At 69.6% G+C, this 13642-nt stretch carries 11 protein-coding genes and 1 pseudogene; 4 read left to right on the forward strand and 8 right to left on the reverse strand.

The window, feature by feature from the left end:
- Positions 1-312 precede the first annotated feature (312 nt).
- Complete coding sequence (locus tag PV364_RS25965) at positions 313-720, reverse strand: (2Fe-2S) ferredoxin domain-containing protein (RefSeq protein ID WP_319662731.1); 408 nt, start codon at positions 718-720, stop codon at positions 313-315.
- Positions 717-2684, reverse strand: a complete 1968-nt coding sequence (locus tag PV364_RS25970; RefSeq protein WP_319662732.1) for a heavy metal translocating P-type ATPase — start codon at positions 2682-2684, stop codon at positions 717-719. The genes PV364_RS25965 and PV364_RS25970 overlap by 4 nt, the downstream gene beginning before the upstream one ends.
- Positions 2685-2778: 94 nt before the next feature.
- Here PV364_RS25970 and PV364_RS25975 point away from each other — a divergent pair, with 94 nt between their 5' ends.
- Positions 2779-3165, forward strand: coding sequence for a metalloregulator ArsR/SmtB family transcription factor (locus tag PV364_RS25975; protein WP_319662733.1), 387 nt, complete (start codon positions 2779-2781; stop codon positions 3163-3165).
- A gap of 263 nt (positions 3166-3428) precedes the next feature.
- On the opposite strand, the gene PV364_RS25980 is transcribed toward PV364_RS25975, so the two are convergent.
- The gene (locus PV364_RS25980) at positions 3429-4622 is read right to left on the reverse strand and encodes an NAD(P)-binding domain-containing protein (protein WP_319662734.1); all 1194 of its coding nucleotides are present in this window, start codon (positions 4620-4622) and stop codon (positions 3429-3431) included.
- 200 nt (positions 4623-4822) lie between these two features.
- Positions 4823-5260: a hypothetical protein gene (locus tag PV364_RS25985; protein ID WP_319662735.1), complete on the reverse strand. Its 438-nt coding sequence runs from the start codon at positions 5258-5260 to the stop codon at positions 4823-4825.
- Between the two features lie 260 nt (positions 5261-5520).
- Between PV364_RS25985 and PV364_RS25990 the strand changes: the two genes are divergently transcribed.
- On the forward strand, positions 5521-6654 hold the full coding sequence (locus PV364_RS25990) for a hypothetical protein (RefSeq protein WP_319662736.1): 1134 nt from the start codon (positions 5521-5523) through the stop codon (positions 6652-6654).
- Between the two features lie 242 nt (positions 6655-6896).
- On the opposite strand, the gene PV364_RS25995 is transcribed toward PV364_RS25990, so the two are convergent.
- From PV364_RS25995 to PV364_RS26015, 4 genes and pseudogenes are all read right to left on the reverse strand, one after another.
- The gene (locus PV364_RS25995) at positions 6897-7646 is read right to left on the reverse strand and encodes an NUDIX hydrolase (RefSeq protein WP_319662737.1); all 750 of its coding nucleotides are present in this window, start codon (positions 7644-7646) and stop codon (positions 6897-6899) included.
- A complete protein-coding gene (locus PV364_RS26000; protein WP_319662891.1) occupies positions 7643-8512 on the reverse strand; it encodes a class I SAM-dependent methyltransferase in 870 nt (289 codons plus the stop codon). Before PV364_RS26000 ends, PV364_RS25995 begins: the two co-directional genes overlap by 4 nt.
- Positions 8509-9766, reverse strand: a pseudogene (locus tag PV364_RS41325) (protein-L-isoaspartate O-methyltransferase family protein). Before PV364_RS41325 ends, PV364_RS26000 begins: the two are co-directional and overlap by 4 nt.
- A complete protein-coding gene (locus PV364_RS26015; protein WP_319662738.1) occupies positions 9763-10920 on the reverse strand; it encodes an NUDIX hydrolase in 1158 nt (385 codons plus the stop codon). Before PV364_RS26015 ends, PV364_RS41325 begins: the two are co-directional and overlap by 4 nt.
- A gap of 231 nt (positions 10921-11151) precedes the next feature.
- Here PV364_RS26015 and PV364_RS26020 point away from each other — a divergent pair, with 231 nt between their 5' ends.
- Both PV364_RS26020 and PV364_RS26025 read left to right on the forward strand, forming a co-directional pair.
- A complete protein-coding gene (locus PV364_RS26020; protein WP_319662893.1) occupies positions 11152-12180 on the forward strand; it encodes a tyrosine-type recombinase/integrase in 1029 nt (342 codons plus the stop codon).
- Complete coding sequence (locus PV364_RS26025; protein WP_319662739.1) at positions 12177-12503, forward strand: helix-turn-helix transcriptional regulator; 327 nt, start codon at positions 12177-12179, stop codon at positions 12501-12503. The genes PV364_RS26020 and PV364_RS26025 overlap by 4 nt, the downstream gene beginning before the upstream one ends.
- The last annotated feature ends 1139 nt before the right edge of the window (positions 12504-13642 follow it).

A 13642-nucleotide genomic window follows, 5' to 3' on the forward strand; every position in this document is an offset into this window, starting at 1 on the left:
GGAGTGCCGGTGAGTCAGGGTGCCCAAGGCTGTGCGCGGTGCCGCAAGGTGGTCAGGAACGAGGAGGGCAGACACGTCCGTTCCATCGCGACGCACGCACAAGGCCCGGCGGCCCGCACGACCGTTCCCGCACGGAAGCCGTCCGCGAATGTCCGCCGTTGACGGATCGACCTGAGAACGCGCCCTGTCAGGGGCTGTGTGTACTCACCAGATCCGCACTCGTGGGCAAACAGCCTCTCGCAAGCTCCCGCGCGCTGGGGAGCCTGGGACATTCAGCGCGCGGGTTCGGCGGTGCTGTGTGGATCGGGAGCGCTATTCGTCGTGGAGTTCGGCCTGGATGCGGCGTGAGGGTTTGAAGGTGTAGAGGTCGAGGATGCCGGGTGGTTCGGCGAGGCCGGGGCCGCTGGCTTCGATCCAGGTGGTGATGTCCGCTGTGGTGCCGGGGTCATTGACGAGGCCGAGCCACACCGGGCGTCCACCTCTTCTGCGGCCTTCGGCTGAGGGTTGGACGACGGTGACGTTGGCGTGCTCGCACGCGTCGAGGCAGTCGGTGACCCGGACCTTGCCGCTCGCGGGCATGGCGCGGCGCAGGGCGGCGAGCTGTTCGGCGTGGTCAATGCCGGGGACCTTGAGGGTGCCGCAGCAGCAGCCGCGGCAGACGGTGACCGTGCAGGACACCGGCCCGGTGGGGGTGGTGCCCTTCTTGTGCCGGTGACTCACAAGGCCTCCTCGGGGCGTGCGTTGCGCCAGGCCCGGTCGGCGAGCAGTCGCAGGCCGTTGAGCCCGACGATGACGGTGGAGCCTTCGTGTCCGGCGACGCCGAGGGGCAGCGGCAAGGTGCCGATGAGGTCCCAGGCGACGAGGACGGCGATGAAGGTACCGGCGATGACGAGGTTCTGGATCACGAATCGGCGGGCGCGGCGGGAGAGGCCGACGACGGTGGGGATGGCGGCAAGTTCGTCACGGACGACAACGGCATCGGCGGTTTCCAGGGCGAGGTCGGAGCCGGCGCGGCCCATGGCGATGCCGCTGTGGGCTGCGGCCAGGGCGGGGGCGTCGTTGACGCCGTCCCCTACAACGAGGACCTTGCCGCCCTTGTCCTGGAGTTGATGGACGGCGGTGACCTTGTCCTGGGGCAGCAGAGCGGCGCGGACGTCGCCGATTCCGACTTCGGCGGCCAGGCGTTCGGCTGCGCGGGGGTTGTCGCCGGTGACCAGGACGGGCGCCCGGCCGGTGAGCCGGTGCAGGGCGCGGGTCGCGAGGGCGGCTTCGGGGCGCAGGCGGTCGGCGATACCGAGGACGCCGATGGGCTGTCCGTCCCGGCTGACCAGGACCGCGGTGCGGCCCTCCTCTTCCATGCGCAGTGCGACGGCGGCGGCCGGTGTGCTGGTGCCGTCGAGGATGCGCGCGGGACTTCCGACGGTTATGCGATGGCCGGCGACGGTCGCGGTGACGCCTGTACCGGGCGCGGAAGTGAAGTCCTCGGTGTGGGGGAGGAGGATGCGCCGGTCGCGGGCGGCGTCGACAACGGCGCGAGCCAGCGGGTGCTCGCTGGGGTGTTCGGCCGCGGCAGCCAGGCGCAGCAGGCCGGTCTCGTCCAGGCTGCTGGTGGCCAGGGGGCACAGGTCGGTGACTCGGGGGGTGCCGTCGGTCAGGGTGCCGGTCTTGTCCAGAGCGACGGTGTCGATCTGGCCGAGGCGTTCCATCACAACGGCGGACTTGATCAGAACGCCATGCCGTCCGGCGTTGGCCATGGCGGAGAGCAGGGGCGGCATGGTGGCCAGAAGCACGGCGCACGGCGAGGCGACGATCATAAATGTCATGGCGCGCAGCAGCGTGTCCTGCAGCTCGGAGCCCATCAGGAGCGGGATGACAAAGATCAGGACGGTGGCGGCGACCATGCCGAGGCTGTAGCGCTGCTCGACTTTCTCGATGAACAGCTGAGTGGGGGCCTTGGTCGCGGACGCCTCCCCGACCATGGCGACGATCCGCGCGATCACGGACTCCGCCGGGTCGCGTTCGACCTTCACCCGCAGGGCACCGGTGCCGTTGAGGGTTCCGGCATACACCTCGTCGCCCGAAGCCTTCGCGACCGGCAGGGGTTCGCCAGTGATGGTGGCCTGGTCGACGTCGCTGACGCCGTCCAGGACGCGGCCGTCGGCGCCGATCCGCTTGCCGGGGCGGACCAGGAGGATGTCGCCCACCGCGAGCCGGTCGGCGGGGACGGTCTCCTCACAGCCGTCGTCACCGATGCGGGTGGCGGTCTCCGGGGCCAGGTCCAGCAGGCCACGCACCGAGTCGGCGGTGCGGGCGGTCGCGATGGCCTCCAGGGCACCGGAAGTGGCGAAGATGACGATCAGCAAGGCGCCGTCGAGCACCTGCCCGATCGACGCGGCACCCAGAGCCGCTACGACCATCAGCAGATCGACGTCGAGCGTCTTGCCCCTGAGAGCCTTGAGCCCCTCCCACCCCGGCTCCCAGCCGCCGGTGACGTAAGCAGCGGCAAACAGCACTCCCCACAACCAGGCCGGGCCGCCGAGTAGATGGACCGGCAGCGCGAGCAGGAACAGCACCAAGGCCACCAGCGCCCAGCGTGCCTCGGGCACGCCGAGGAGGCGGGTGCGGCGGCGCGGAGCGGTGTCGCGCTGCCTGCCGGCCTGCGGCTCGGTCAGGACAGAAAACATGACAAAACAACCCTTCACGGGCGGAGGAAGGCAACACGTCCACCATACAGGAACATATGAACAGGTCTTCATTCGTCATCAGTATGATGGAGACATGGGCCACGGATCGGACAGCGCTGCCACCACCAGCCGCGAACGCCTGGAGACCGTCGGCATCGCGGATGTCGCCGCGACTCTCCAGGCCCTGGCCACGCCCTCCCGACTGCGCATCCTGGCGCGACTCCAGGAAGGGCCTTGCTCAGTCAGCGAGCTGTCCACGGCCGTGGACATGGAGGCATCCGCCTGCTCCCACCAACTGCGCCTGCTGCGCAACCTGGGACTTGTCAGCGGAGAACGCCAGGGCCGTTCGATCATCTACGCCCTGTACGACAACCACGTCGCCGAGCTCCTCGATCAGGCCCTGTACCACGTGGAGCACCTGCGCATGGGCGCGCGGGACGTGCCCGCCACGCTCACGCAGCCGGCGAACGCCGTGCAGTAGGCCGCCACCCATCACCCCCATGCCTCATCGGGGCAGGGAGTAACTGGACTTGGCCGGACGCGCCCCGCGCAACCGCGAGACCGCCACACCGCGCTGATGAGCAATCATCAACTCGCCAGGTCTGGGGAGCCCGCATGTCGATCCTCTGTGGATGTCCACCGTTGAACGGCCCTGAAGCGAGAACCCCTCCCCTGCCGTCCACCACTACTGATCGGGGGCAGGACCGTTGACGGTCCTGCCCCCGAACCCTGCGTCTTCCGGGGTCAGTTGCAGTGAGCCGTCACGGCGGCGGCGACCCGCGGTGAGGCGAACTCGGTCCCGCACACGAAGCGCATCACCGGCCCGAAGGTTGCCGCAGCCGGAAGCCCGGTGAAGTACAGACCGGGGACCGAGGAACCGAAGGTGCGGGACAGCCGGGGGAAGCCGCCGGTGCGGTCCAGGGAGGACCGCAGTTCGGGGGCGAGGAAGTCCAGTGCCGCCAGGTCGACGCGGTAGCCGGTGCCTGCCATGACGTGGTCGGCCTCGATCTTCCGGGTGCCCTCCTGGTGGTCCCGCGTGGTGAGGACGACGCCGTCCTCGGCTACCTCAGCCTCGGTGATGCGGTGGCCCGCGAGGACCGGGACGACGCCCTCCACTCGGGGCCTGAGCCACCAGGCCCCGAGCGGACCCAGGACCTCACGGACGAGGAGAAGCCTGGTCGCGGGCGGAAGGAACGGGACGGCGTTCGCGTAGCGGATGACGGCGTACAGCGACCAGGCACGGCCGAGCGGGGTGTCGGGCTGCCAGTGCCATCCGCTGGTCGGCGAGGCCCCGAAGCCGATGCGCGGGGTGCGGGCGAGCAGTGTCACCTGGGCGCCCGCCTCGTGGAGGAGGGCTGCATTCTCCTGCGCCGACTGGCCGGAGCCGACGACCACGACCCGGCGCCCGGCGAAACGGCCCAGGTCGGTGTGGTGGGAGGTGTGCGAGACGGGGCCGAGCGCGGCGGGTCCGTCCGGTACGGCGCGGGCCAGTTCCTCCGGCAGGTGCGCGAAGCCGGTGAGCCCGCTGGCCACCACGACTGCCCCGGCGCGCAGCTCCTCGCCGGCGGCGGTCTTGATGCGGAAGCCGTCGGAGTGCCGGTCCACGGTCAGGACCCGGACGTCCTCGACGTCGAAGTCCTGCTGGCCCACGAACCACAGGCCGTAGCGGACGAACATCTCGATGGGGACCTGGTCGTGCTCGCCGAGTACGGGCTCGCCCGCTTCGCGGGAGTAGTCGTGCAAGGTCTGGCCCGGTACGGGCGACGACAGCGTGGAGGCGCTCGGCGGCGACTTCAGGAGCATGCCGGCCGGCATGCTCTGGCTCCAGCTCGCCATCGGCGAACCGAAGATCCTCACGTTCAGGCCGCGCCGGCGCAGGTGCGCGGCAGTGGACAGGCCGTACGGGCCCGCCCCGATCACGACGACGTTCTGGGACATGGGTGTTCCCCCCTCTGGGCTGCGGTGCGATGGGTACGCCGAAGCCGCGCGCCGCCAGGGCGAGTTGCCGGGTGTTGTCAGACGGCGGGCGGGGGGAACAGCGGGGGGCCGCGACGGATGACGGCGTGCGCACGCAGCAGGTCGCGTGGTGCTCTGCTGTCGGCGGGTACGCGCCACTGCCGCACCGTGACCGCGTTCAGTCAGGCCACGTGGGGAATGGGGACCGGACGGAGCAGCCGGTGCAGGAACGCACACAACCCTCGCCAGGGAGGTGCGATCAACCGGACCGCCCTGGACAGCACGCTGTCGGCGCTGTGCAGGAGGCATCCCACAGCGAGCGTCGCCACCAGATGGTAGACGCTCGCGATCCATCCGGCCTCGACGACGTACCCCGAGGTCGCGAAGCAGCAGCTGATGACGGCCTGCGCGCTGAGCACCATCAGCAACTGGCTTCCAGGCGTGGACGGTCGGCGGCAGCCGGGGAGCAGGAGCAGGAAGGCCAGGCTCACAGCGAGCAGCCGCCGGCCCCAGGACGGTGTCTGGTCGAACGAGAGATGGTGCACGACGACCGCGAGCGCGGTGCCGGTGGTCGAGAAGACCGTCGCGCGGACAGCACTTCCCGACGTCGCAGGTGACACCCAGCCCCTGCGCCGCGAAGCGCGCACTCCCCCCAACGCCGCCATCACGGACCATGATGGGGCAGAAGCGGACGTCTTGTCATCAAGGTCTTCGGGCGGGCGCTTTCTATCCGGCGCCTCGTCGGCAAGCCGCGTAGCCAGTGGCCATCAGGCGGGACGCAGGCCCGGACGAGTTGCCGCGCAAACGCGGCCAACGGTGCGCTCCCGCAAGACTCACAGAATCGGCCTCACAGCGTGCACAGGCCTGTCACGCTGGTGGGGTGGTGTACGTCGTAACCGTGGATACCCGCATTCCCGCCGGTGGTGCGGAGATGGACGCCCTGCACCGGACCGGGGCGCTGGCACTGCTCAAGCAGGGCTTCGATGCGATCGAAGCAATCGAAGGACCGGACGGCATCGAGGTCGCCTTCCTCGACAGCATCGTCGCTGTCTACCCCGGCGGGGCCATGGTGAAGGTGTTCGTGGAGGCGCCGGCATTGGAGTTCGCCGAAGAATCCGTGTCCGCGGCAGTCGCCGAGCTCCTGGACAGGTCCGAGCTCCTGGCTGACTGGACCATCGAGCGGTGTGCGGTCGAGCTCCACCCAGATCTGGCCCGTGAGAGCCTGGAAGCCGCGGATGGACCCGACGCTCCTCCTGATGACCCTGCGGCCCGACGGGCAGCTCTCGGGCACTCACTTCAGGCTGGAGCCGAAACGGAGCCGTTCAATGCCCAGGCAGACGCCGAAGAAACTGAACGGTCAATACGATCCATGGCGCCCGAGCTTCGGGCATTCGGGCCCGGGATGTTCGGCTTCCTGACCGAGGAGGACCTCCAGGACGGCGATCCGGAGTCGGCCTGCGCCGAGGATTTCGGCACCAGCGCCAGCGACGCCGAGCTCGCGGCCGGGGCCCTGGTGTACGGCACGAGCCTGCTGGTGGATGAGCTATTCCAGGACGCTGAGACCTTGAGCCATGAGAACAGCAACGTCGCCGAGTGTGAGGGAATGATGTGGCTGCTGGATGAGCTACCTGGCCGCTATGCCCTCCAGTACGACGCTCAGTTCACCCGCCGTTTCCTGGTGACAGCCCTCGCCATGACGACCCGCTTCACGGAAGGCACCTTTCAGCAGCTCAGCTGCGTCGCCGAAGAGCTGGCCCTGAAGCTGTTGCTGCGGGAGGCAAGCGTCGTTCTCGACACGCACGGCCTTCTGAGCTCGGGAGTGTCGTCGGCACTCGACGCGTTCGCCGACGGCGTCTACGAGGACATGGACTTCGAGTGGCTTTACGACGACTCCACGGACGGTATCGACGAGGCTCCGGAGACAGGGTCCCTGGGCATCGCGCCGATGGATCTCGACTCCTGGTTCACCCCGTTCAACAAAGGCAGGTACGTGCACCCGTACGCCAGCAGCTAGAAGAGCCGCTGGGGCGATTCGGAACGTGATCCGCCGGAGTCGCGGTGCAGCACCGTCAGCGAACGCTGGGGATGAAGGAGAGCCGCAGTGCCGTCGTCTCATGCCGGGTCGACGGGGACTGGGAAGTTCGCCAGAGAGTCCGGCCGTACGGCGGAGAGCCCTTGGCGCCAGCCGGGCCAGCCGCCGTACGTGGCCGGGACACCCCGAATTGGGCACGTCCCGATCCGGGCTGCCTTGGCTGCTCAGCCCGTCCCGTGCGACGCCTCTTCTGGGCCGAAGACGCACTCCAAGAGCTGTGCATGCTCCTTGGCAGCGTTTACAGACCCAAGGCCGAGCGCGCCCGCCAGCATCTCCCATGTCTGTCCTGCCCCGAGAGCGTCCCGGATGCCCTCGTGTTCCTGCTGCAGCAGCCACCAGCGCATGATCGACTCCACGACCATGGCGTCGGGACGGGCGCCGAACGCCTGGCCGGTCACGTCCGGCACGAGGCGCAGCCGGTCGGCGCCGGCGTCGAAGGCGATGGTGTCGCCGGGCAGTTGGAAGTGCACGGCGAGGTGCGCGCTGGCGGTGTAGGCGTCCAGGCCCGCACGGCAGTACGCCACCATCTCGGCGGGCAGGGCGTGAAGGGGTGCCCAGTCCATCGCGTCGCAGACGTCCGGCTCCGCGATCTCGGGCTCGCCCGTGCACCGCTGGACCTCGAAGAAGTACCCGGTACGGGAGGCGCCTCCTGGGCTGCGGTGGTGCACGGTCACGGCGGCTCGCACGTCGACCGGGTCGATGACGACGCCGGTCTCCTCCCGCGCCTCGCGGATCAGGGCGGTGACCACGTCCTCGTGCGGACCGTCCAGATGTCCCGACGGCAGGCGCCACAGGCCCGCGGCGTACACCTGCCCGGCCCGCCGTGACAGCAGCACCTGCGGTCCTGCGGCGGTCTCCCGGCGCAGGATCAGGTGGACGTCCACCGGCTCGGTGTGTCGCTGCCGGCCGTTCATCGTGCACCTGCCGGACGCCGGGCGAGCAGGACCGTGAACTCGGTCTCCTCCAGCAGCGATCCGCCGTCCGCGAGGTCGTCGAGCAGCCCCCGGGCCTCGGCCTCGAATGCCGCGTGCCGGTCGGCGAAGAGGTCGGCCCCGGCGAAGGATGTGGTGCGCAGATAGCCGAGCACGCTCTCCGGAGTCCAGGACCGCGTGAGGGGGCAGCGGTGCTCGCTCACGTCGCTCCAGGCCGAGTCGGCGAGCTCCTGCTGGAAGGGGCGCATGGGCTTGGGGTACTCGCCCAGCGCGCCCGCGCGCCGTCCGGGCCCCAGGTAGCCCTGGATCAGGTCCCGCAGGGCCCCGGTCCAGTCCGCGTCGTAGGTGCAGAGGCTGCCGTCTCCCATGATCGCCAGCGAGGCCCGCGGCGCGGCGATCCGGTGCGCCATCGCCAGCACGTCCGGGCCGCTCATCCAGTGAAAGGCCCGGCAGCAGGTGATCAGGTCCGGGGTCCACCATTCCTCCCCGCGCAGCGGTGCGAGGGGCGCGTAGACGTCGGCCGAGGTCTGGACGAGGCTGAGGGTGGAGCTGCCGAGCACAGGCGTGAGCGCGGCCCGGGCCTGGTCGAGCATCTGCCGACTCCAGTCGACCCCTTCGATGTGGGCGAGGGAGGGCAGAGCCTTCAGCAGGGCCTTGGGGGCCTGCCCGGTGCCGGTGCCCAGGTCCAGCAACGTCGGATCGGGAAGATCCGCCAGGGTGTCGGCCAGCAGTCTGGCTGCTTCGGCCGGCGCACCGGGGCGGTAGCGGTCGTAGCCGGCGGCGGCCGCGGCGAACAGCTCCACCTGGTCTCCGCACGGGTTCGGGACGGCATCGTCGAGATAGGTCATGCGGCTGGTCCTTCGTCGAGCGGGCGGAGGGCGGGAAGAGGCCAGGACAGGCGGCCGCACGCCGATGTGGCTCGCTGGCCGCCGTCCGGATCGATGTGGAGGCGGTAGCGGCTGGGGCTGCCGGCCGCCCGCCACCGGGCCGCCAGGTCTTGAACCTCCTTCCAGATGTCGCGCGGCCCCCGCGTGGTGATGTTCCACCGCCTGTCGCTCACCGGCTCCACGCGCAGCCACGAGCCGCAGCCGGGCGCGCCGATCACCAGGTGCTCGGCGCCGAAGTCCCTCACCAGTCCGCCGAGGAGATGGTCCGCGGCCAGCCACAGGCCCCGGTCGGCATCGGCCGGCGGCGCCAGCATGCTCCGCTGAGTCCAGGTCCCCGGCTCGGCATTGATGCGTCGGCGGAACTCCTCGCTCAGCCAGATCCGCTCTATACCGTGCCCGGCCCGGTGGGCGAACTCCACGGCACGCAGTTCCGCCGCGATCCGCCCGCCGGCAGTGCGCTCCACGACGGCAAGGCCCGGCCACGACGGCGACGCGCTGGTGACGTGCACGAGGAGCCGGCCGCCGGGGGCGAGCTGCTCGACGAGCGCTGTCGGTACGTGCTCCATCGCGTACGACACGAAGATGCGGTCGAACTCCGCCCCGGCCACTCCCTGTTCGCCCGAGCCGCACACGATCTGCGGGCCGGAAGCCCAGGTCGGCCAGCCGGACCGCGGCCGCGTCGGTGAGATGCCGGTCCCGGTCGAGGGTGACCACTCCACGGTCGCCGCAGATTTCGCACGCGACCGCGGCGGTCACCTCCGCACCGGTGCCGACGTCCAGAACCCGCTGCCCGGGGCGCAGTTCAAGCTCCTCCAGCAGGGAGGCGGTCAGGCCCATCACCGTCGACATCGACGTGATCGACGCTCCCGAGCGCGACCCGCCGGCCCGGCCCAGCAGCGGTTCCCCGTCGTGCTGGACGAGCACACTGCCCCCGCCGTACAGCAGCCCGAGCAACTCGGGGCGGTCCTGCGGCGCCGACCAGTCCAGCAGATCCCACCGCGGCGGGTCCTCGCCCGGCGCGCTGCGTCGCACGTACGCCTGTGGCATCAGGACCTCGCGCGGCAGTGCCAGCAGCGCATCACGCACCGGTCCGGGCCGCAGCCCGTGCCTCGCCTCCAGCTCAGCCACCATCGCCCTGCGCGCGGCAGCCGGGTCCACCGCGCCCGAGAGCGGGTCGCTGCCGGGGGTCGCCGGGCTCGTGTCTAGGGTCGTCATCGCCTGTCCCACCCCCGCTGTGAGTACAGGCGCCCGGCGAGCACGCCTTCGATCGCCTGGCGGGTGTAGGGCACGACGGCGTCCGGGAGATCCTTCGGGTTCCAGAACCGCCACTCGACGCACCGGTCGGGCTCCCGGACGGTCGGCGTGCCTGACCAGGTGCGGGCCCGGAAGATCAGGCCGATCCGGGGGCGGGCGGACGGTGAGTCAACGAGGTGGACGAGGTGCACGAGTTCGACGTCGTCCGGCTCGATGACCAGCCCGGCCTCCTCCTCGGCTTCCCTGATCAGGCAGCTGACCGCCTCCTCGCGCTCGCAGTGCCCGGCCAGGAAGTGCCACGTGTTGCCCGCGTACGCCGAGTCGGGGTGGCGCAGGCCGAGGAGGATCCGGCCGTGGGAGTCCTCCAGGTAGAGGTGGACACCGACGATGTGGAGCTCGGTGCCCTGCGGCGCCTCGCCTTGCAGCAGCCGGATCGGGGGCGGCGGGCTGCTGGCGGGGGGATGCTCAGCGGCGTGCCGTCGGATGAGGTCACCCAGCCCAGGGCTGAGGTTCAGCCGCCCGAGCATGTCCGGGGCGAACCACCGCAGCAGCACGCCCTCTTGCAGGTCCACCGTCTCCGGGTTGCCGCTCCAGCGGGCCTGGAAGACCTGGATCGGCACCGCGAGGCCGTCAATGCTCGTCGCCTCCTCCAGCGCGTAGGGCGCCAGATGGTCCACCTCCAGCCCTGGTGTCTCCTCCGCGAGTTCCCGCCGCAGGGTCGCCTCCAGGCTGACGTCGTCCCGCGTGCGGCCGCCGCCCAGGAGCGCGAACGTGCCGGGGGCCCAAATGCCTTCACGCTTGTCGCGCAGGTGGAGGAGGTATCTGCCGTGGCCGTCGTGGATCAGCGCGGAGGCGTTGACGGGCTCCGGCCTCCCGTCGAGACCCTGCTCGCGGGCGTCCAGGAGCTTGGCGCGCAACGTCGAGGAGCGGACGTCGGCGAACTCGAGCCAGGAAGCGCCGGAGACCTCCTCGTCCTGCAAGGCGAGCCGGGGGTGCTGCTCGGGCACGAGGTAGAAGACGAAGCGGAAGTCGAAGTGCTGGTGGGCGCCTTCGCCCTTGGCGGGGTTGGCGTCGATGTCGTGGACGTCGATGTCGATAAACGGGATGAGTTGCATTGGATGCAACATTCCGTCCGGCAGTGAGGACGTCATTCTGGCTGCTCCGGTGGGTCGACGAAAGGGGAGCGGTAGAAGCGGCATGGCATTGACCTGGGGTGCTACGTATTGATTCAACAATGTTGCACCTGATACAACAGCGGCGTGAGTGCGACAGCGCCGGGTTCGGCCTCCCTTGTCCTCGCCCGGAACGTGGTTCATCTGGACCCGGCGGCCGCGGTGTTCAAGGCCATGCTCGATGGGTGGGCGAGGCAGCAGTCGGCTCGTCTTCTGAAGAGCTCGACGATCGACCCGCGGCGGCGGCTGATCGAGCGGTTCGAGGAGTTCACCGGGCTCTACCCGTGGCAATGGACGCCAGCGGAGGGCGAGGCATTCATCGCCGACTTGCGAGGTGGCCAGACGCCGATCCAGATGTCGACCGCCCGTGGATACGAGGTCATCATCAGCCTCTTCGTCGAGTACCTGAGGGACAGCCGGTACGACTGGCTCAAGGTCTGCGATGAGCGGTTCGGCGAGGTGCCTCAAGAGGTCTTCCACGAAGGCAACTCGGTGATGCACACGGTCGAGTACGAGGGAGACCCTCGGCGCCGACCGCTGACATACGACGAGGTCCAGGCCCTGTTCGACGCCGCTGACGCCCTGCCGTCCAAGATCCGCGGGCAGGGACGCAAGGGCGCTCTGACAGCGATGCGAGACGCGGCCGTCATCAAAACCGTCTACGCCTTCGGCATACGGCGAACCGAAGCGTCGCGTCTGGACCTCGTAGACCTGCGGCGCAACAGACAAGCGCCGGACTTCGGGAACTTCGGCTCGATGATGGTGCGCTTCGGCAAGTCGTCGAAGGGCGCTCCGCGGAAGCGGCGGACGGTCCTGACCGTCCCGGAAATGGACTGGGTGGTCGAGGTCCTGAAGCACTGGCAGGCCGAGATATGCCCACATCTGGTCCCGGGACGCCACCCGGCACTGTGGGTCACCGAGCGCGCGGGGCGCTTGTCGCCTCGGTCGATCAACTCCGCGTTCACCACCGCGCGCGAGGCGGCCGGGCTGGATCCGGATCTGGATCTCCACTGCCTTCGCCACAGCTACATCACCCATCTCACTGAGTTCGGGTATCCGGCGCGATTCGTCCAAGAGCAGGTCGGGCACTCTCACGCATCCACTACGGCGATCTATATGGGAGTGTCGAACGAGTACCGCAACAACCTGCTGGAGGCGGCGTTGAAGAACCGGCTGGGCGACGTCTGGGACGTGACCGCGTGATCAAGAAGATGGGATACCACTGGCAGCTGCGTCAGCTGATGGCCGAACGCGGCATGTTCCAGACCACCGACCTGGTTCCCTTGCTTGCCGAACGCGGCATCCAGCTCTCGCGCGAACAGGTCTACCGCCTGGTCACCCAGCCCCCGCAGCGCATGAGCATGGACACCCTGGTGGCCCTCTGCGACATCCTCGACTGCACACCCAACGACCTCATCAAGCCCGAAGTCGTCAACGTTCAGGTCCGCAAGACCGCGGGCGGTGACTCCGACGTCGCCCCGCCCGCGCAACCGCGCCGGACGGTCGTCCGCCGCCCGGGCACGTGAGTGCTCCTGTGAGCCGGCCCAGCCGGGCCAACACGCGAGCCGAACTGGCAAGTCGCAGAGCTGACTTGGTACGCCACGTCCAGACCGTTGCCGGATCACAACTCACCTCCAGCGACGCTCGGCGCATCCTGGAGGCAGCCAACGCCTGGGAGCCTCGGCCCGCCCGAGCTCTGGCCGCCCACCTGGCCGAGCACCCTGACGCGCTCACCGCACCGATATCCCACAGTCCAGCAGCTCTTCCCAGGCTCCTGCTGGAACTGGCCGCGGCAGGCTTCGCCGTCACGAGGCTCGCCTGCGCACGTTGCGGACGCACCGACGACCCGTTGCCTCGCAACTCGCCCGTCGGGCGTCTCTGCAACTGGTGCGTCGAACGCGATCGCCTTCAGCAGTGCACCCGATGCGAAAGTCAAACTCGCATCCATAGCCGTACGGCAGACGGCCCGGTCTGCCGCTCCTGCTTTCAGAAGGACCCCGTCAACCACCGTCAGTGCGACCGCTGCCAGCGACTTCGCCCCACCAGCCGGCGTCCGGACGGCACGAACCTCTGTTCCTCCTGCAGCCCTCGACCCAAACGCTCCTGCGTCCACTGCGGCACCGTCGCCCGCGCCAGCACCAACACAGACGCTGGCCCGATCTGCCCCCGCTGCTACGAACGGCCGACGCGCCCATGCGGCATCTGCGGACAGACCACGCCCATCAAGATCCGTGCCACCGACACGAGCCCCGACATCTGCGAGCCGTGCTCGCGCCAGCGCATCGCGGTCTGTGAGGCGTGCGGCCATCAACGCCGAGGTGCTGTTCGCAGAGGTGGCACCTTCCTCTGTCACAGCTGCCGGCCACGGACGCCTCAGACTTGCGCTGACTGCGGGAAGTCCAAGCCTGTGACCGCGACCTACCCGGTTGGCGTCCTCTGCAGCACCTGCTACCACCACCGCCGGCGCAACCCCCGAACCTGCGCCGAATGCGGCAACACTCGCATAGCCGCGGGACGCACCTCGGAGGGCGGGGACCTCTGCGGCCCCTGCAGTGGACGCCCTGACCTGCACACGACCTGCAGACAATGTGACTACCCCGGAGACATCTATGCCAACGGCCGATGCACCCGCTGTGCTATCACCGATCGAGTCACCCAACTTCTC

Source organism: Streptomyces sp. MI02-7b, assembly GCF_033793585.1.
Classification (GTDB): Bacteria; Actinomycetota; Actinomycetes; order Streptomycetales; family Streptomycetaceae; genus Actinacidiphila.

What these genes read in the sequence shown, in the direction of transcription:
- PV364_RS25970 (WP_319662732.1), bottom strand. Translation starts at nt 2,684, where the DNA reads ATGTTTTCTGTCCTGACCGAGCCGCAGGCCGGCAGGCAGCGCGACACC.
- PV364_RS25975 (WP_319662733.1), top strand. Translation starts at nt 2,779, where the DNA reads ATGGGCCACGGATCGGACAGCGCTGCCACCACCAGCCGCGAACGCCTG.
- PV364_RS25980 (WP_319662734.1), bottom strand. Translation starts at nt 4,622, where the DNA reads ATGTCCCAGAACGTCGTCGTGATCGGGGCGGGCCCGTACGGCCTGTCC.
- PV364_RS25995 (WP_319662737.1), bottom strand. Translation starts at nt 7,646, where the DNA reads ATGAACGGCCGGCAGCGACACACCGAGCCGGTGGACGTCCACCTGATC.
- PV364_RS26000 (WP_319662891.1), bottom strand. Translation starts at nt 8,512, where the DNA reads ATGACCTATCTCGACGATGCCGTCCCGAACCCGTGCGGAGACCAGGTG.
- PV364_RS26015 (WP_319662738.1), bottom strand. Translation starts at nt 10,920, where the DNA reads ATGCAACTCATCCCGTTTATCGACATCGACGTCCACGACATCGACGCC.
- PV364_RS26020 (WP_319662893.1), top strand. Translation starts at nt 11,152, where the DNA reads ATGCTCGATGGGTGGGCGAGGCAGCAGTCGGCTCGTCTTCTGAAGAGC.